Raw genomic sequence first — 18,754 nt, forward strand, 5'->3', positions numbered from 1 at the left:
AGACCGAAGGCATCATCATGGTCGGCGAAATCGGCGGTGACGCCGAAGAAGCCGGTGCCGAGTACATCAAGCAGTTCGTGAAGAAGCCGGTGGTCGGCTTCATCGCCGGTGCGTCGGCTCCGGCCGGCAAGCGCATGGGCCACGCCGGTGCGATCGCATCGGGCGGCAAGGGCACCGCGGAAGGCAAGTTCGCCGCCATGGAAGCGGCCGGTGTTGTCACCGTCCGTTCGCCGGGCGACCTCGGCGCTGCCATCGCCAAGCTGGTCAAGTAAGGCCTCTGCCGGCCCCGGCCGGCACGATTCTGTAGCGCCGAGCCATGCTCGGCGGCTGCAGGAGTAAACAGAAAGCCGCCTTCGGGCGGCTTTCTGCGTTTGGGCGCGGCGCTACAATGGCGGCATGGCAACCACAGGCTGGAATCCCTAATGGCTTCGATCCGCATCGCGATGGCGCAGTTTGATTTCCCGGTCGGCGCAGTCGCCGCCAATACCGACCGGATCATCGAGATGATCGAGCAGGCGCGCGACGACCACGGCGCCGACCTGGTGCTGTTCCCCGAACTGGCCGTCAGCGGCTATCCGCCGGAAGACCTGCTGCTGCGGCCGGGTTTCCTGCAGCATTGCGAACAGGCAATGCAGCGCATCGCGCTGGCCTGTACCGGCATCACCGCCGTGGTCGGTTGGCCCGAACCGGCCGGCGCAGTGGTCTACAACGCGGCCAGCGTGCTGCGCGATGGCATCGTGGAAAAAACCTACCGCAAGCGCGAGCTGCCCAACTATGCGGTGTTCGACGAGCGCCGTTACTTCGATATCGACCCGGACGGCCCGAGCTGCGTGTTCGACGTCAACGGCGTGCCGGTAGGCGTACTGATCTGCGAGGACCTGTGGTTCGCCGAGCCGCTGGCCGACACCGTGCGCAATGGCGCGCAGCTGGTGGTGGTCCCCAATGCATCGCCCTATGAGCGTGGCAAGCATGCGCAGCGCGATGCGGTGCTGGCTGCGCGGACGCGCGAAAGCGGGGCCGCCATCGCCTACCTCAACGTGGTCGGTGGCCAGGACGCGCTGGTGTTCGATGGCGCGTCGGTGGTGGCCGACGCCGACGGCACCGTGCACCCGGCCGCCGCGGCCTTCGCCGAACAGTGGCTGGTGGTCGAGTACGAAAGCGAAGCCCGGCGCTTCATGCCGCTGCAGTGGATGGACGACGGCGATGAGAGCATGGACGCGCTGGCATGGCGCGCGGTCACCCGCGGCCTGCAGGACTACTGCAGCAAGAACGGGTTCCGGAAAGTCTGGCTGGGCTTGTCCGGTGGCATCGATTCGGCGCTGGTGCTGGCGATGGCCGTGGATGCACTGGGCGCGGAGAACGTGACCGCCGTGCGGCTGCCTTCGCGTTACACCGCCGGACTGTCCAACGACCTGGCCAGCGAACAATGCGAGGCGCTCGGCGTGAAGCTCGAAGAAATCTCCATCGAGCCTGCGTTCAAGGGCCTGATGGAGGCGCTCGGGCCGATGTTCGAAGGCACCACGCCGGACATCACCGAAGAGAACCTGCAGAGCCGCAGCCGCGGGGTGATCCTGATGGCGCTGGCCAACAAGTTCGGTGGCCTGCTGCTGACCACGGGCAACAAGAGTGAGTACGCGGTGGGTTACGCGACCATCTACGGGGACATGTGCGGCGGATACGCACCGCTGAAGGACCTGTACAAGACCGAAGTGTTCGGGCTGGCCAAGTGGCGCAATACCGTGGGCGGCGCACCGGTGATTCCGCCGGCGGTGATCAGCCGGCCGCCGTCGGCCGAACTGCGTGAGAACCAGACCGACCAGGATTCGCTGCCGGCCTACGACGTGCTGGACGGCATCCTGTACCGCTTCGTGGACCAGGAACAATCGCGGGAGGAAATCATCGCCGCCGGTTATGCCACCGAGGTGGTGGAGCGTGTGCTGCGGCTGGTGCGCATCAGCGAATGGAAGCGCCACCAGGCCGCGCCGGGCCCGAAGGTCTCGCGCCGCGCATTCGGGCGGGAGCGACGCTATCCGATCACCAACGGATACCAGGGCTGAAGAGAGCAAACCCCTGAGAGCAGTGCTCTGAGCGAAATCTGCATGCAGCCACCTGTGATAGCGGCAATCTTGGTAGCCCCGATCAGCAGGAGTGCATTGCATGAATCTGACTCCCACCCTGCCTGTACAGGCGACGATCAGCGCCGTGAGCGCAGCCCCCGCCCGACGGCGCTGTCCCGCCCCCCACGCCGGGTCACTGCCGGGCCGTTTGAAGCAGGTGTCCAACGCGGCGGGGTGCTTGGCGCTGCGGGGCCTGAAGGCGGCATGTCGTGAGCCGGGAAGGGCCCTCACCTTGATGGCGGCGATGCTGGCCGGCCTGCGCCCGGCCGGCGCGGGGCCGTCCGGCTGCCGGTATCCTGGGCTGCCCGGCCCGGAGGGTGTTGCCGATGCACCCGCTTCGACGGCTGCTGACCAGTGGGAACAGACAGGCCGCCACATCGGTGCCGAGGTAGCGCTGTGCATGCGCACGCGCCATCTGGCGGGTATCGTTCCGGCCGCTACCGAGGCGCACTGCATGGGACAGATCGCGTTCAATCGTGCGATGGAGATCCCGTTCGATCCGGATCAGTTCCGCGAGGTAGGGCGTGAGGCGCCTGACCTTGATTCCGAAGCCGGCCGGTATGTCGCCCTGGTCGAGCGTGGCATGCATGCGTCGGTGACGATGGTGAAGCCCACGCCGGTACTGCAGAACATCGAGGATGCGGCGCGTCTCGCCAATGGGCTGCCTGCGGTCCAGCATCGGATCAAACACGCCGCAGGCCGCATCATCAGGGACTGCAACCTTGACGAGCGCGTGGACAATGATGCGCTGGGTCAACCAGGATTGTTCATCCGGGCGGACCTGGACCTGGTCCTGCAGGAAGCGTGCAGCGAAGAGATATTGGCTCCCCCGACCACCATGGAGCGGGGCGCTGCGGCGCGCCAATGCGGCGTTGTATTACCAGTCTGACCGCGTGAAGGACGAGCGCGCCTTCCTTGTCGGGCAGCATCGCATCCATGCAGGCCAGGCGTCCGCATCGGCAGAGGGGGCCTTCGAAGCGAAGGTCGTCGATCTGATCGCCGAACGCACCGGGATCTGAGTTCCAGGCGCGCGCCGGGTGAGCGGCGCAGCCTGCTTTCCAGCAGCACGCATGTGCAACCCAGGAGCAACCAGATGAGACTTGCCGAGATGTTGGTCGCCGGCCTTGGCGCCGTGGCCGGGCTGCAGGGCCGAAGTGCCCAGCGGGCCAGCCAGCCTTCCGTCGACTCCAGATTGATGCATCTGCCCATTGCCGATATCTGCAACCACGGCACCCACTGGATCGTGCCCAACGGTGCCGGCCGCCAGCTGCAGGATGCGCCGATCGGCTTGGCGGACGTGGAGGTCGCATTCGAGAATTGCCTGTATCGCATCTCGTCTCGTGGCCTGCCGGAGCAGCGCAGGACTGCGTTGTGCCTGCTCGAGCTGGCCGGCGATGCCTGCGCCGACGGTGACGATGTGTGGTGCGTCGATGCACTGAGGCGATCAGCGATGGATGTGATACCAGATGCGGGCAGGAGGCTTGCCGCTTCCTTCGAGCCCGGCACGTTGCCCAGGGCGACCTATCGCTCGCTGGACCAGCTGCGCAAGGACGTGCATGCCGAGTTCAGCGGAAAGAGCACGTATCAGGATGCCATGTTGGCGCTGGAGATCGAGTTGGTCGACCGCACTGGACTGGGCCTGGAGCGACTGACGTCGCCGCTGACCGTGGCCGATCTGATGCAGGTACTGAGCGAAAAGGACAGCGGTGAAGTGGTGGGCGCCACCACGATGGATCGTTTCGACTGGGTTGCCAAAGACGAGGGGCTCAAGCTGGGCGAGCTGCTGAGGGCCATCGGGCAGGAGACGATCAACGCCCGGCCCGAGCATTACCCGGAAGATCTTGGCGTCGAGCTGGCGAACTGGCTGGGCCGGAACTTCCCCGATGATCCTGCCGTGCCGCTCACCCCGCACCAGCGGCGGCATGTGCTACGCCTGTTGGTGGACCACATCAATGCACGTATCCCCCAGCGGAGCAGCAGCGCCGAAGCAATCGACTGATTGCGGAAACGGACCGGCCCGCCACAGAAAAGCCCCGCAGCAGAACTGCGGGGCTTTCAGTTTTTCAGCGACGCATGAGGCTGATTACTTGCGGTTCATCGTCGCGTTGCGCATGCCGGTGGTGGCCGACTTCTCGCCCGCGAACGGGTTGAGCTTGCGGATCATCCACGGGTAGTTCGGCCAGTCGTTCTGCAGCCACGGGTGGTCCGGGGCGTTGAGCTCCAGCACACGGCGGGCGTCACCGGCCAGCGTCTCGTTGCCGGCGCGGGTGTAGGCCTCGGCCAGCACCGCCACCGCATCGTACTGGTAGGCACTCTGCGGGTAGGTTTCCAGCAGGTAGTTGGCACGGCCCGCAGCGGACAGCCACGCTTCCCGGCGCAGGTAGTACAGCGCGTTGTCCAGCTCGTGCTGGGCGAACACGTCACGCAGTTCGGTCATCCGGCGGCGCGCATCTTCGGCGTAGCGGCTGTTCGGGTAGCGGTCGATGACGATGTTGAAATCGGCATAGGCCTGGCGCGGCGTGGACAGGTCGCGGCGGCTGGCGTCCAACGACCATACGCGGCGCAGGAAAACCGTATCGCGGTTGCTGTTGGACAGGCCACGCAGGTAGTACATGTACGCCACGTTGCGATGGGTCGGGTAGGTCCGGATGAAGCGGTCGATGCTGGACACCGCATCGTCGTGCTTGCCGGCCTTGAACTGGGCGTAGGCGGTTTCGATCATCGCCTGTTCGGTGTACGGGCCGTACGGATACTGGGCCACCAGGCGGCGGAAGCTGGTTTCCGCACCGCTCCAGTTGCCGCCTTCCATCAGGCCGTGGGCCTTCTGGTACAACGTCTCGACCGGTTGGCCTTCATCGGGGTTGTCCCCCTTGGTGCCACGGTTGCAACCAGTGGCGGCGATCACCAGGACCAGCAGCAGGGCGGTCAGGCGGACGGGCGCAAAGAGCGGGGAAGAGCGTCGGATCATGAGGTCAAGGCGGGACGCGGCTGGAATACGAAGGGTCGATGATAGCCTAGTGTCCTGTCCCGCGACTGAAACCTGTCCACGGGACCCCCAATTTCGTCTCCAAAAGTTGCCGCCATGTCCGAATCTGCTGCTGAACAGGCCCGCCAGGCCGTTGTCCCCGATACCGCCGCCGGTCGTCGTTTCGACGCGGTGCTGGCCGAACTGTTCCCCGAATACTCCCGTTCCAAGCTGACCGAGTGGATCAAATCCGGCGACGTGCTGCTGGACGGGGTGACCGTGCGCGGCCGTGACCCGGTGCGCGGCGGCGAGGTCGCCACGCTCAATGCGGTGCTGGAAACCCAGACTCATGCCGAGCCGGAGGACATCCCGCTGGACGTCCTGTTCGAAGACGAACACCTGCTGGTGATCAACAAGCCGGTGGGCCTGGTGGTGCACCCGGGCGCCGGCAATTCCAGCGGCACCCTGGTCAACGCGCTGCTGTTCCGCGATCCGTCGGTGTCGGCGCTGCCGCGCGCGGGCATCGTGCACCGGCTGGACAAGGACACCAGCGGTGTCATGGTGATCGCCCGCACCATCCAGGCACAGACCGCGCTGGTGGAACAGCTGTCCGCACGCCAGGTGCATCGCCAGTACCTGGCGGTGGTGGTCGGTGCGCTGGTGGCCGGCGGTACCGCGGATGCGCCGATCGACCGCCATCCGCGTGACCGCCTGAAGATGGGCGTGCGCGAAGACGGCAAGGAGGCGATCACCCATTACCGCCTGCGTGAGCGCTTCCGTGCCCATACGGCGCTTGAGTGCCGGCTGGAAACCGGCCGCACCCACCAGATCCGCGTGCACATGGCGCACCTGCGCCACGCGATCGTCGGGGACCAGCTGTACGGCGGCGCGCTGAAGCTGCCGAAGGGCGCCAGCGATGAGCTGGTCGCTGCGCTGCGTGGTTTCAAGCGCCAGGCCCTGCATGCCGAAACGCTGGAGTTCGTGCACCCCATCACCGGCGAAATGGTGCGCAACACCGCGCCGGCGCCGGCCGACATGCTGCAGCTGTTGAAAGCCCTGCGCGAAGACAGCGAGCTGTTCGCCGAGCGCGAGCGCGGCCGCGACCGCCGCTGATGGACAGCGCGCTGCCCCTGCTGATGCCGCAATGGCCGGCCCCGGCCGGGGTGCGCGCGCTGACCACGCGGCGGCATGGGGCGGGGGTGTCGTTGCCGCCGTTCGACCAGTTCAACCTGGGCAACCGGCATGCCGCCGATGGCGACCAGCCGGCCCACGTGGAGCGCAACCGCGCGCTGCTGCACGCCGGCCTGGCCTTGCCCTCACCGCCGCACTGGCTGCGCCAGGTACATGGCACCACGGTGTTGCGGTTCGACGCAGCGCCGGTGGCCGGTGCGAGTGAGCCGGTGGCCGATGCCGCGGTGACCTCGGTGCCCGGCGTGGTGCTGGCGATCCTGACCGCGGACTGCCTGCCGGTGGTGCTGGCCGCTCGCGATGGCAGCGAGGTGGGGGCCGCGCATGCAGGCTGGCGTGGGCTGGCCGATGGCATGCTGGAAGCGACCGTGGTGGCGATGCAGACACCGCCGTCCGGGCTGCTGGCCTGGCTGGGGCCGGCGGCCGGACCGGCTGATTATGAGATCGGCGAAGAGGTCCACCATGCATTCGTGGGTCATGACCCTGCCGCAGCGGCCGCCTTCGTGGCGACGCGTCCGGGCCACTGGAAAGTGGACCTGTACGCCTTGGCGCGGATGCGCCTGCAGGCGGCGGGGCTGAAGGGCGCTGACATCCATGGCGGCACGTACTCGACGATGGCCGACCCGGATCTGTTCTCGCACCGCCGCGACCGCCGAACCGGGCGCATGGCGACCCTGGCCTGGATCGGATAGCGCCGAGCCGTGTTCGGCGGAATGGATCGGCCAACGGCCCGCTGCGCTCGCCGACCATGGGTCGGCGCTACCGGGATGTCAGGCCTCCAGGGCCTGCAGGAAGGTCTGCCGCCAGTGGTTGATGTCGTAGCGGCGCAGGTGGTCCATCATCGCGTTCCAGCGCTCCTGGCGGCGCTTGAGCGGCATGGTGGCCGCGGTGGCGATGGCATCGGCCACACCGTCCAGGTCGTGCGGATTGACCAGCAGCGCCTGCTTCATCTCATCGGCCGCACCGGCCAGCAGTGACAGTACCAGCACGCCGGGGTTGTCCGGGTCCTGCGACGCCACGTATTCCTTGGCGACCAGGTTCATGCCGTCACGCAGCGGTGTCACCAGGCCCACGGCGGCGGCACGGTAGAAGCCGGTCAGCGTGGCGTGGGTGAAGTTCTGGTTGACGTAACGCAGCGGTGTCCAGTCCGGTGCCGCGTGGCCGCCGTTGATGTGCCCGGCGATCTGCTCCAGCTGGCTGCGCAGATCGCGGTACTCGGTGACGTCGCCGCGCGATACCGGGGCGATCTGCAGATAGGTCAGGCTGCCATGCTGGTCGGCATGCCGTTCCAGGTAGCGCTCGAAGCCCTTGAAGCGCTCCGGCAGGCCCTTGGAGTAATCCAGCCGGTCCACGCCGATCGCCAGTTGGCGCTCACGCAGGCTGTTGCGCAGATCCTTGACCGCCGGCTTGTTGGCCGCAGCCTTGGCCTGCTGGGCGATGCGTTCGGTGTCGATGCCGATCGGGAAAGCGGCCGCGCGGAAAGTGCGGCCGTCCGGAGCCTCCAGCTTCCCATCACCCAGCACGCGGCCACCGCCGAACAAGCGCAGGTAGGTCTGGAAGCGGTCCGCATCGCGCTGGGTCTGGAAGCCAACCAGATCGCAGGCGTACAACGCGGAGAACAGCCGCAGGTGGTCGGGCATGGCCTGCAGCAGATCGGCCGAGGGCAGCGGGACGTGCAGGAAGAAACCGATACGGCAGCCGATGCCGCGTTCGCGCAGCATCGCCGCCAGCGGGATCAGGTGGTAGTCGTGGATCCAGACGATGTCGTCTTCGCGCAGCAGCGGCGCCAGCTTGCTGGCGAACAGCTCGTTGACCCGGTGGTAGGTTTCGCGGGTGCCGCGATCGTAGTCCACCAGGTCCAGGCGGAAGTGCAGCAGCGGCCACAACGTGCGGTTGGCGAAGCCGTTGTAATACCCGTCCACGTCACGCTTGTTGAGGTCCATGGTGACATAGCGGATATCGCCGTCGACCTGCTCATGCAGCGCACCGCTGTTGTCCTTCACCGACTTGCCGCTCCAGCCGAACCACAGGCCGCCGCGCTCCTTCAGCGCGGCCAGCAGGCCCACTGCCAGGCCTCCCGGACGGGTATCGCCGGGAATGGCGACGCGGTTGGAAACGACGACCAGACGACTCATGAAGCCTCCTGCCAGGAACGCGAAAGCCGCATCGCGGCGGTGATCAGGCCGACGTGCGAATAGGTCTGTGGGAAGTTGCCCCAGGCCTCGCCGCTTTCGAAGGAAAGGTCTTCGGAGAGCAGGCCCAGGTGGTTGCGCCGCGACAGCAGTACCTCGAACATCGCGCGGGCTTCTTCCATGCGACCGATCGCCGCCAGCGCGTCGATGTACCAGAAGGTGCAGATGGTGAAGCTGGTTTCCGGCTCGCCGAAGTCGTCGGGTGCGACGTAGCGGTACAGCGCGTCGCCGTGCTTGAGGTCACGGCCGATGGCCTCCACCGTGGTGATGAAGCGCGCATCCATGGGTTCGATGAACCCGATGTCGGCCAGCAGCAGCAGCGAGGCATCCAGGCGGTGCCCACCGAAGGCATCGGTGAAATGGCCAAGCTCCTCGTTCCACGACTCCTTCATGATGCGCTGGTGGATGGTGTCGGCGCGCTCGCGCCAGTAGAACGCGCGGTCGTCCAGCTTCAGGCGCACGGCGATCTTGCACAGGCGGTCACAGGCGGCCCAGCACATCGCGGCGGTGTAGGTGTGCACTTCGGTGCGGCCGCGGAATTCCCACAGGCCAGCATCGGGGACGTCGTGCAGCAGGTAGGCCTGCTCGCCCAGCGGCTCCAGCCGCGCGAACGCGTGTGCGTCGCCGGGGTCCTGCAGGCGGCGGTCGAAGAACAGCTGGGTGGAGGCCAGCACCACGCTGCCGTAGACATCGTGCTGGCGCTGCACCCAGGCCAGGTTGCCGCGACGCACCGGCCCCATGCCGCGATAGCCGGACAACGAGGGCACCTCGTGCTCGTCCAGGGTGGCCTCAAAGCCGATGCCGTACAACGGCTGCAGGGTGCCATCGGCAGTGGCCAGGTTGAAGATGTAGCCGAGGAACTGCTCCATGGTGCGGGTGGCGCCGAGCCGGTTGAGCGAGCGCACCACGAAGGCCGCGTCACGCAGCCAGCAGTAGCGGTAATCCCAGTTGCGGATGCTGCCCGGCGCCTCAGGGATGGAGGTGGTCATCGCTGCGATGATCGCGCCGCTGTCTTCGTACTGGCACAGCTTCAGGGTGATCGCACTGCGGATCACCGCCTCCTGCCATTCCAGCGGGATGGACAGGTAGCGCACCCACTCGCGCCAGTAATCGCGCGTGCGCTGGAAGGATTCCTGCACGTAGCCGCTCAGCGAGCGGTTGAGTGATTCATCCACGCCCAGCACCAGGTGCACCGGGTGGTTGAGCACGAACGGCAGGCCGTCGCGCACGAAGCGGATCGGCACGTCGGTGGTCAGGCGCAGTACGTGGTCGGGCAGTACCCAGCGCACGTGGTTGCTGCCCCAGGTGGAGTCGGGCACGCGCTGGCCCCAGTCGGCAAGCGGACGCGCCAGTACCCGGATGCGTGGGCTGCCGGCGATCGGGCGCACTTGGCGGATCAGGCTGACCGGGCGGTAGAAGCGGTCGTTCTGGCGCCAGCGTGGAGCGAAATCGATGATCTCCAGCGCGCCGCCGTGGCTGTCGCGCAGCACGGTGCGCAGGATCGCGGTGTTGCTGAGGTATTCCTGTTCGGTGCTGGCCAGGTCTTCCAGTTCGATGGCGAAATCGCCGCCTTCCTGCTGGTTCGGACTGAGCAGCGCGCAGAAGGTGGGGTCGCCGTCGAAGGTGGGCAGGCAGCTCCATACAACGCGCGCCTGGCGGTTGATCAACGCGCCGAAACTGCCGTTGCCGACGACACCGAGGTTCAGATCAGGTTGGGACATGGGCGAAGCTTCTCGTCTGCGGCCGTGGGGGCCGGCCTACCACGCATTCTCACGCAACCATGCGTGCACGCTGCGTATGTCCGACAACTGGAAGACCGCCACGCTGGGCTCGCGTTCACCGACCAGCACGCTCCAGCCATGCAGCCCGTTGGAGGCTTCGAAACCGTGTTCGTCGGTCAGATCATCGCCGATGAACACCGGCAGGCGACCTCGGAAGGGCAGGTACTGCATCATCCGGCGGACCGCGCGTCCCTTGTCGCTGCCGACCGGGACGAATTCGACGACGTGGTCGCCCGGCTGCAGTCGATAGCCGGCATTGCCGCGGATATGGCGGTTGGCGAAGGCGCGGACGTCGCTGGCGGCGTGCGGCGCACCGCGCCAGTGCAGGGCCATGCTGGGGCCTTTGTCTTCGACCAGCACGCCAGGATGGCCGTGGGCGAAGCGCATCGCCTGCTGGTGCAGGGCATGCAGCCATTCGGTGGTGCTTTCGTCCTCGGCGCTGTCGTGCAGCGCGCCGCCGGCATCACGCAGTTGGTGGCCGTGCAGGCCAGCGGCGGGCAGGTGCAGCGGCGCGAACAGCGCATCGAGCTGGTCCAGCGGGCGACCGCTTACCAGCGCCACGGCGCCTTCCAGGCGGTCGCTGATGCGGCCGATGGCCTCACGCACTTCCGGCAGCAGGGTGACCGCGTCGGGGCGGTCGGCGAACTCGATCAGGGTGCCATCCACGTCGAGGAACAATGCGCAGGCATCGTCCAGCAGCGGCGGTGGCGGACGAAGGGGGAGGTCGTTTGCCATGCCCGGCACGATGCCAGCGCTGGCGTGAGCATGGGGTCATCGCAGCGGACTGACCGGTGGATGAGTCAAAGGGTGAGTGAGTGAGTGGGTGGGTGAGTGAGTGAGTAGGTGGGTGACGACCGTTGGTCGTCACCGCTTGGAGGCGTGACGACCACGGTAGTCACCCATCAGGCCGTCACCCAGCCCCTGCCCGCGCTTAGAAGGTGTAACGCACGCGGCCGTAGAAATACGCGCCATTGCTGCCGATCGGCGACAGTACGTCGTACGGCAGGTTGCCGTAGTAGTAGATGTCTTCGTTGGACAGGTCCGGGTAGTTGTCGGTCAGGTTCTGTCCGCCGATCGCCACGCTCCACTGCGGGGTGATGCGGTACTCGGCTTCCGCATCCAGCTGCCACTCGGCCTGGTAGGTCTGGGTCGGTTCGAAACCACCGCCGAAGTTGAACACGCGCGTGGCGCTGCCATGGCGGCTGACGCGGCTGGTCAGCGACCAGCGGTCGTTGCTCCACGAAGCAGAGAACTGCGCGCGCGTACGCGGCGTGGCATCGCTCAGCGTGTTGCTTTCCTCCACGCCGAACAACACATACGCCGGGTCCAGCGCCTGCAACGCGGCCGGGGTCGGCAGCACGTTCTTCAGCTCGGTCTTGGCGTAGGCCCAGGTGCCGGTCAGCTGAAGCTGGCCATCGCCCAGCGCATGCCGCCAGTTGGCCACCAGTTCGGCGCCACGGGTGCGGGTGTCGGCGGCATTGACGAAGAAGCTGGCGCTTTCCAGGCCGGTCACGCCGTACTGCTGCTGGACGAAACCGGTCAGCGCATCGCCGGTGATCGCTTCGGACAGCGCGATGCGGTCATCGATGTCGATCTGGAACAGGTCCAGCGAGACGTCGAAGTTGTCACCGATGCGGCTGGTGAAGCCCAAGCTGGTGTTGAGCGACTTCTCCGGCTTCAGGTCGGTGGCGCCGAGCCCGCGGGCGATCGGATTGTTCACCGACAGCAGGCGGCCCTGCACGAGCTGGCCGGCCGCGTTGTAGCCGGTGGAAGTCGACTCGTAACCGATCTGCGCCAGCGACGGGGCGCGGTAGTTGTTGGACACCGAGCCACGCAGCGCGAAGGCCGGGCTGAACGCATAGCGCAGGCCCAGCTTGCCGGTCAGTTCGCCACCAAAGTCATCGTGGTGTTCGTAGCGCGCGGCGATATCACTGGAGAAATTGTCGCCGATCTGGCTGGACACGCTGGCGTAGACGCTGGCCACGTCGCGCGCCAGGTCTGCCGCATCCTGCGGGGTCAGGCCACCGCCGGCCTGCGAGCCGGTGGGACGATCGGTGAACGGACCGGCAGCGTAGCTGCCCGGATCGCCGGGGCGGGTTTCATAGCGTTCATGGCGGGCTTCCGCGCCCAGGCCAAGGGTATGGGTGATGTTCCCGCCCTGCTCGAACACCCGGCCCAGGTCCAGGTTCGCCACCGACTGCGCGTACTGGTAATCGGCGGTCTTGAAGCGCGTCGGGCTGGTCGGGCCGAGCGAAGCGTTCAAGGTGTTGCGCATGCGGTAGGTGAAGTCGTTCTGGCCGAAGTCCAGGCTGGCATCGTAGGTCCACTCGCCCCACTGGCCACGCGCACCGGCCACGGCCTGCACGTCGCGGTTTTCGCCTTCTGAAACCGGTCGGTAACCGTTGGGATAGATCTCCTTCCAGTTCGCATCGCCATCCGGATAGCGGAAGTAGTTCGCGCCTTCGCTGTCACGCTGGTTGTAGGTACCGAAGGCGTAGAACGTGCTGGTTTCGCCGAACGGGATTTCGGTGTTCAACCAGGCGTTGAGGTCCTTGCTGGCACCGTCGCCGAGCACGTAGTTGCGCTGTCCCTGCAGGGCCAGGTTGGCATCGGTCTGGTCCCACGGTGGGATCTGGTCGAAGCCGGCGCGGTTGGTCGCTTCGCGGTTCTTGTATTCCACGCCGACGCGCAGGAAGCCGCCGTCATCGCTCAGCGCGGTGCCGACGTTGGCGCTGAAGTTGCCGGTCTGGCCGTCGGTGAGGGTGCGGCCGATGGGCTTGAGGTCGGTGTGGTGTGCACCGAAGCTGGCTTCGATGGCGCCACCTTCCGGTGTGTTGTCCAGGATGACGTTGATCACGCCGGCCACCGCGTCCGAACCGTACAACGCACCAGCACCGTCGCGCAGCACTTCAATGCGCTTGATCGCGCTGACCGGGATGGCATTGAAGTCCACCGGCGTGGTGCCGCGGCCGATCTTGCTGCCGGTGCTGACCAGGGCGCTGTGGTGGCGGCGCTTGCCGTTCACCAGCACCAGCACCTGGTCCGGCGACAGGCCGCGCAACTGTGCGGCGCGCACGTGGTCGGCGCCGCCGGAGTTGGACTGGCGCGGGAAATTGAACGATGGCAGCAGCGACTGCAGCGCGCTGCCCAGCTCACCGTTGATGACGCCGGCCTTGCGGATGTCTTCGGCAGTCAGCACGTCCACCGGCGATGTCGATTCGAGCACGGTGCGGTCGGAGGCGCGGGTGCCGGTGACGATCACCGTGTCCAGGTTGGTGGCGTCCTGTGCCGATGCGGCGAACGGGGAAAGCGCGAGCGCGATGGCGAGGCCAAGCGGCGACGCGGAAAGGCGGTGGGACATGCGGACTCCGGGAGCGACAACGTGGGGAAGGGGAGCGGATGGTTTCAATTACATCCATCCGGATATAGCGATATATTATCTTGGCGTGATGGGTTGTGGGACGCAAGTCCCGTTTTTTTAGGCATCAGCAGGTGACCGCGCGGCATGACGGTGGTTGCAGATGCAACTGGCTGGGCCGTGTACGCTGCTGCGCTGTTTTGCCTGTCGTGCGCGGCGCGATGGGCACACCTGCCCTTGGAGAGTGATCGATATGAAGCGTTTGTCCCTTGTTTTTGCCGTGTTGCTGGCCACCAGCGGTTGCGCCAGCCTGCCCGCCAGCGGGCCGGGCACGCCACCGACGACGGCCACGATGCAGGGCGATGCGGCACGGCCGGCGCAGGCTGCGGGCTGGGTGCGCAGTGAGCTGTACTTCGGCGTGGGCGAAGAGCGCGGAGCCGGTGAGCGCGAACAGGCCACTACCATCAGCGACGCGCAGTGGCGTGCCTTCCTGGACAAGGAAGTGACCCCGCGCTTCCCGGATGGGCTGACGGTGTTCGATGCCTACGGCCAGTGGCTGTTTCGCGGTGATCCCGAACCCAACCGCCTGCGCACCAAGGTGCTGGTGGTGCTGCACGAAGACAGCCCGCAGCGCCGGGCCGACATCGAAGCCATCCGCCTGGCCTGGAAGACCGCCACCCAGCACCAGTCGGTGCTGTGGTCGCGCCAGCCGGTGGAAGTGTCGTTCTGAACCGGATGCGCGCAACGCTGCTGATGATGGCGCTGTGCAGCGCCGGCATGGCGATGCAGGCCCTGGGGGCGGAAAGTGACGGCGTGGCGTTCGACGCTGCAACCGGCGTGCCGGTGCGGGCGCGCATGCTGGACGGCGGTCGCGTGGAAGTACGCATCGGCAAGGACGCCGCATTGCAGCTGCTGGATGGGGTGGCCGATGAAGAAGGCCGCTCGCGGCTGGACCATGAGGACGTCGACTTCGACGGCGTGCAGGACCTGGTGGTGCGCGCCAGCGTCGGCCAGGTCAACGAAGCGGTGGCGGTGTATCGCTACGATGCCCGGACGGCGCGGCTGCAGCCGCTGGCGGCGCCCACCGGTACCCCGGCCAACTGCGATGGGTTGTGGTCGCTGAGCGTGGATGCGCCCACCCGCACCCTGGTCAGCACCTGCCGCGGTGGGCCGATGTGGTACACCGATTTCTACCGGTACCAGGGCGAGAAACTCTATCTCTACCGCGCCGAGCAGCTGCTGATGCTCGACCTGCAGGCGCTTGCCGCGGTGCTGGCGCTGGATGAGGGCGGAGATGACGCCGGCCCGCTGGCGGTGTGGACCACCTTCGATGCGGCAGGCCGCGCGTTGGAGCGTGCCATCGGCGATGGCTTGTCACCGCCGGTCAGCGGCGTGCCATTGCGTGGCAGGAACGCGCGGGTGGTGCCGACGCGCCTTGCGCTGTACAGCGCCGTTGGTGATGCCAGCACGCCTCGCTACCTGGTGGCAGGGGACCGGGTGGAGCTGCTGGACGAGCGCGATGGCTGGCTGCAGGTGCGCTACCGCAATCCCACGCGTGGGCCGGTCACGGGCTGGATACAGCTCGCTTTGCCGGAACAGGGGTGATCCCCACGGCGGTGTCACCTGACGCGGTCTAGGCTCAGGCTTCCCCCGTTCCAGGAAGTCCAGGCCATGAGCAAGCGCGTTGCCGATATCGTCGTCGAGACTCTGCAGCAGGCCGGCGTGCGGCGCTGTTACGGCATTGTCGGTGACACCCTCAATCATGTGACCACGGCCATCCACGGCAGTGATATCGACTGGGTGCACGTGCGCCATGAAGAAGTGGCCGCGTTCGCCGCCGGCGCTGATTCGCTGATAAGCGGACAGCTGACGGCCTGCGCCGGCTCCTGCGGACCAGGCAGCCTGCATTTCATCAATGGCGTGTTCGAGAACAACCGCAACAAGGCACCGATGGTGCTGATCGCCAGCCAGGTGGTCACCAGTGAGCTGGGCATGGAGTTTCCGCAGGAAGTGGATTTCAAGGCGGTCTATTCCACGTGCAGCGTGTTCTGCGAACAGGTGTACAGCGCCGAACAGGCGCGCCGCGTGGTGACGCTGGCCTGCCAGGCGGCGATCAGCCGGCGGGGCGTAGCGGTGGTGATCCTGCCGTCGGACATCAGCGAACAGGTGGTCAAGCACGATCCTCCGTTCGCCGTGCATTACACCCGTCCGGTGCTGCGACCGGGCGATGACGAACTGCTGCGCATCGCCGAACTGCTGGGCCAGGGCAAGCGGATCGGCATCTATGCCGGCGCGGGCTGCCAGGGCGCCCACGCGCCGCTGCTGGAACTGGCGCGCAGGTTGCAGGCGCCGATCGCACATACCTCGCGGGCGAAGGATTTCGTCGAGCCGGACAACCCCTTCAACATGGGCATGACCGGTATTTTCGGCATCGAATCCGGCTTCCATGCGGTGATGGAGTGCGACACCCTGCTGCTGCTCGGTGCCGACTTCGCCTGGGGCCAGTACTACCCGGACAAGGCCACCATCATCCAGGTCGACCACGATGGCAGCCACCTGGGCAGGCGCCACCCGGTGACCCTCGGCGTGGTCGGTGACATCGGCCCGACGCTGGAGGCGCTGCTGCCCATGCTGCCGCCGCGCGAGGACGCCGGCTTCCTGGACGAGTGCATCGGGCACCGCGAAAAGGCCCTGGCCAGGCGCGCCGAAGAAGAGGCGCCCGGCGAGGGCGAGCTGATCCACCCGCAGTACCTCACCGCCCTGCTGGACCAGCACGCCGCAGACGATGCGCTGTTCACCGCCGACTGTGGTTCGCCGATGGTGTGGGTGCTGCGGCATATCCGCGTCAACGGCCGCCGCCGTACGTTGACCAGCCTGCTGCACGGCACGATGGCCAATGCGATGCCGCAGGCGCTGGGCCTGCAGAAGGCCTTCCCCGGCCGCCAGGTGGTCGCGCTGTGCGGTGATGGCGGGCTGAGCATGCTGATGGGCGACCTGCTGACCGCCGTGCAGGAGAACCTGCCGATCAAGATCGTGGTGTTCAACAACGGTTCGCTGAACTTCGTGGAGCTGGAACAGAAGGTCGAAGGTCTGCTGGATTACTACACCGAGCTGAAGAATCCCGACTTCGGCAAGCTGGCCGAAGTGATCGGCTTCCATGGCCGCACGGTGACCCGCAGCCAGGACTTGGCGTTGGCCGTGCAGGACCTGCTGGCCCAGCCGGGGCCGGCCCTGCTGGACGTGCATACCGCCCCGACCGAGCTGGTGATGCCACCGCAGGTGGAGGCGGGGCAGGTGATCGGGACCGCGCGTTACATGGCCAAGGCGGTGCTGGCCGGGCGCATCGGCCAGGTCAAGGAGCTGCTGGCGGACAACTTCCTGAAGCGCTGAATATCCACTGCAGAAGGGGCCGCAGGAGGGGTCAGCAGGAAAAGGAATCCGACCCCTGCCGACCCTCATTGGCATCCACATGCTGCGGGGCCTACCATCGGCGGTCCCCACACCCCTTCCTGCCCCCACATGTCCGTTCCTGCTCCTGCCGCTCCGCGGCGCTGGTTCGTCGCCGGCGATCTCAATGGTTTCTTCGGCCTGGTGGTCGACAACCTCTCCATCCTCGGCTTCATCGCCATGGCGCTGGTGGGAATGTTCCAGTTCCCGGCCGAGGTGGTGTTCACCCGCATGTTCCCCGGCACCGCCTTCGGCGTGCTGGTCGGCAACCTGCTGTACACGGTGATGGCACGCCGGCTGGCCGCCCGTACCGGCCGCGACGACGTCACCGCGATGCCGCTGGGCCTGGATGCGCCGACCAGCATCGGCATGGCGCTGCTGGTGCTCGGCCCGGCGTTCGTGGCCTTCAAGGCACAGGGACTGGATCCGGACGCGGCGGCGATCGCCACCTGGCAGCTGGGCATGGCCGCGCTGGTGATCATGGGCCTGCTCAAGCTGGTGCTGTCCTTCTTCGGTGAAGCGGTGACCCGCGCACTGCCGCGGGCGGCGCTGCTGGGTTCCATCGCGGGCATCGCGCTGGTGCTGATGGGCCTGCTGCCGCTGCTGGAAACACTGCGCTCGCCGCTGGTCGGCTTCGTGACCCTGGGGCTGCTGCTGTACGTGCTGATCGCCAAGGGCAAGCTGCCGGTGCGGGGTCCGGCGGTACTGCTGGCCTTCGTGTTCGGCACCGTGCTGTATTACGGGCTGGGCCTGGCCGGGCTGGGCGCGCCGGGCTTCCAGGTACCGGTGTGGAACGCCCCGCAGATCGTGCTGCCGCTGCCGTCGCTGGGCTTCCTTGCCGGCATGCCGACGGCGATGACCTACCTGCCGCTGCTGCTTCCGTTCGGCCTGCTGATGGTGGTCGGTGGCATCAACGTTTCCGAAAGCGCACGCGCGGCCGGCGATGACTACCGCACCCGCGACATCCTGCTGGTGGAGGCCATCGCCACGCTGGTGGCCGGTGTCTGCGGCGGCGTGGCGCAGACCACGCCGTACATCGGGCAGCCGGCGTACAAGCACATGGGCGCACGCAGCGGCTACACGCTGCTGACAGGTCTGTTCATCGGCATTGGCGGCATGCTCGGCATCGTCTCCGGGCTGGTGCAGTGGCTGCCGCTGGCGGTGCTGGCGCCGATCATCGTGTACGTGGGCATCGACATCACCACCCAGGCTTTCCAGGCCACGCCGAAGCAGCATGCCGGCGCGATGGTGCTGGGCTTCCTGCCCTCGGCCGCCTACCTGCTGGCGATCAAGGCGCCGGGCTGGATCGCGCCGGAACAGATGGCCGCCATGCTGACCAAGGTGGACGGCCATGGGTTGCCGGAACTGGCGGTGATCTTCGCGCTGGGCAATGGCTTCATCATCACCTCGATGCTGTGGATTGCCACGGTGGCGGCGATGGTGGACGGGCGCCTGCGCCGCGCCTGTGGCTTCCTGCTGGTGGCTGCCGGACTGACCGTGTTCGGGCTGATCCACTCGGTGGACCCGCGCGGTGGCATCTACCTGCCCTGGGACCTGCAGGGCCTAGCGCGGATCATCAGCTGGCAGTTCGCTGGTGCCTATGTGGCGCTTGCGGTGCTGCTGGGGCTGCTGTCATTGCAGAAGCAGCCGGTGGCCGTGCGGGGATAGCGGTAGCGCCGAGCCATGCTCGGCGAGCGCAGCGGCGG

The 18,754-nt window shown here is 67.0% G+C and carries 15 protein-coding genes and 1 pseudogene; 11 read left to right on the forward strand and 5 right to left on the reverse strand.

Features of this window, described 5'->3' with window-relative positions; translation table 11 throughout:
- The 5 genes and pseudogenes from ACI2JH_RS18475 to ACI2JH_RS18495 form a co-directional block, all read left to right on the forward strand.
- Nucleotides 1-272 (forward strand): annotated as a pseudogene (locus ACI2JH_RS18475) (succinate--CoA ligase subunit alpha); the annotation flags it as partial.
- A gap of 150 nt (nucleotides 273-422) precedes the next feature.
- Nucleotides 423-2,057 carry an NAD+ synthase gene (locus tag ACI2JH_RS18480; protein ID WP_101098803.1) on the forward strand — a complete coding sequence of 545 codons (1,635 nt, stop codon included), beginning with the start codon at nucleotides 423-425 and terminating at the stop codon, nucleotides 2,055-2,057.
- Between the two features lie 100 nt (nucleotides 2,058-2,157).
- Nucleotides 2,158-3,006, forward strand: coding sequence for a hypothetical protein (locus ACI2JH_RS18485; RefSeq protein WP_404736890.1), 849 nt, complete (start codon nucleotides 2,158-2,160; stop codon nucleotides 3,004-3,006).
- Nucleotides 3,007-3,010: 4 nt separating this feature from the next.
- On the forward strand, nucleotides 3,011-3,136 hold the full coding sequence (locus ACI2JH_RS18490; protein WP_404736891.1) for a hypothetical protein: 126 nt from the start codon (nucleotides 3,011-3,013) through the stop codon (nucleotides 3,134-3,136).
- Between the two features lie 74 nt (nucleotides 3,137-3,210).
- Nucleotides 3,211-4,116 carry a hypothetical protein gene (locus ACI2JH_RS18495; protein WP_404736892.1) on the forward strand — a complete coding sequence of 302 codons (906 nt, stop codon included), beginning with the start codon at nucleotides 3,211-3,213 and terminating at the stop codon, nucleotides 4,114-4,116.
- 84 nt (nucleotides 4,117-4,200) lie between these two features.
- On the opposite strand, the gene ACI2JH_RS18500 is transcribed toward ACI2JH_RS18495, so the two are convergent.
- A complete protein-coding gene (locus ACI2JH_RS18500; protein WP_101098806.1) occupies nucleotides 4,201-5,085 on the reverse strand; it encodes an outer membrane protein assembly factor BamD in 885 nt (294 codons plus the stop codon).
- Nucleotides 5,086-5,199: 114 nt separating this feature from the next.
- On the opposite strand from ACI2JH_RS18500, the gene rluD reads away from it, so the two are divergent.
- Both rluD and pgeF read left to right on the forward strand, forming a co-directional pair.
- The gene (gene rluD / locus ACI2JH_RS18505) at nucleotides 5,200-6,195 is read left to right on the forward strand and encodes a 23S rRNA pseudouridine(1911/1915/1917) synthase RluD (RefSeq protein ID WP_191770620.1); all 996 of its coding nucleotides are present in this window, start codon (nucleotides 5,200-5,202) and stop codon (nucleotides 6,193-6,195) included.
- On the forward strand, nucleotides 6,195-6,962 hold the full coding sequence (gene pgeF / locus ACI2JH_RS18510) for a peptidoglycan editing factor PgeF (protein WP_404736893.1): 768 nt from the start codon (nucleotides 6,195-6,197) through the stop codon (nucleotides 6,960-6,962). The genes rluD and pgeF overlap by 1 nt, the downstream gene beginning before the upstream one ends.
- Before the next feature lie 78 nt (nucleotides 6,963-7,040).
- On the opposite strand, the gene otsA is transcribed toward pgeF, so the two are convergent.
- From otsA to ACI2JH_RS18530, 4 genes are all read right to left on the reverse strand, one after another.
- Nucleotides 7,041-8,405: an alpha,alpha-trehalose-phosphate synthase (UDP-forming) gene (otsA, locus tag ACI2JH_RS18515; protein ID WP_182656886.1), complete on the reverse strand. Its 1,365-nt coding sequence runs from the start codon at nucleotides 8,403-8,405 to the stop codon at nucleotides 7,041-7,043.
- Nucleotides 8,402-10,183: a glycoside hydrolase family 15 protein gene (locus ACI2JH_RS18520; protein ID WP_404736894.1), complete on the reverse strand. Its 1,782-nt coding sequence runs from the start codon at nucleotides 10,181-10,183 to the stop codon at nucleotides 8,402-8,404. Before ACI2JH_RS18520 ends, otsA begins: the two co-directional genes overlap by 4 nt.
- A gap of 36 nt (nucleotides 10,184-10,219) precedes the next feature.
- The gene (otsB, locus tag ACI2JH_RS18525; protein ID WP_101098811.1) at nucleotides 10,220-10,978 is read right to left on the reverse strand and encodes a trehalose-phosphatase; all 759 of its coding nucleotides are present in this window, start codon (nucleotides 10,976-10,978) and stop codon (nucleotides 10,220-10,222) included.
- A gap of 196 nt (nucleotides 10,979-11,174) precedes the next feature.
- The gene (locus tag ACI2JH_RS18530) at nucleotides 11,175-13,604 is read right to left on the reverse strand and encodes a TonB-dependent receptor plug domain-containing protein (RefSeq protein ID WP_404736895.1); all 2,430 of its coding nucleotides are present in this window, start codon (nucleotides 13,602-13,604) and stop codon (nucleotides 11,175-11,177) included.
- Nucleotides 13,605-13,854: 250 nt separating this feature from the next.
- Here ACI2JH_RS18530 and ACI2JH_RS18535 point away from each other — a divergent pair, with 250 nt between their 5' ends.
- From ACI2JH_RS18535 to ACI2JH_RS18550, 4 genes are all read left to right on the forward strand, one after another.
- On the forward strand, nucleotides 13,855-14,331 hold the full coding sequence (locus tag ACI2JH_RS18535) for a DUF3574 domain-containing protein (protein WP_404736896.1): 477 nt from the start codon (nucleotides 13,855-13,857) through the stop codon (nucleotides 14,329-14,331).
- 5 nt (nucleotides 14,332-14,336) lie between these two features.
- A complete protein-coding gene (locus ACI2JH_RS18540; RefSeq protein WP_404736897.1) occupies nucleotides 14,337-15,206 on the forward strand; it encodes an XAC2610-related protein in 870 nt (289 codons plus the stop codon).
- A gap of 66 nt (nucleotides 15,207-15,272) precedes the next feature.
- Entirely contained in the window at nucleotides 15,273-16,991 is a 1,719-nt protein-coding gene (locus tag ACI2JH_RS18545) for a thiamine pyrophosphate-dependent enzyme (RefSeq protein WP_404736898.1), read from the forward strand.
- A gap of 129 nt (nucleotides 16,992-17,120) precedes the next feature.
- Nucleotides 17,121-18,716 carry a hypothetical protein gene (locus ACI2JH_RS18550; RefSeq protein WP_101098816.1) on the forward strand — a complete coding sequence of 532 codons (1,596 nt, stop codon included), beginning with the start codon at nucleotides 17,121-17,123 and terminating at the stop codon, nucleotides 18,714-18,716.
- Nucleotides 18,717-18,754: the final 38 nt, after the last annotated feature.

The organism is Stenotrophomonas sp. NPDC078853 (assembly GCF_044901215.1).
GTDB lineage: Bacteria > Pseudomonadota > Gammaproteobacteria > Xanthomonadales > Xanthomonadaceae > Stenotrophomonas > Stenotrophomonas lacuserhaii.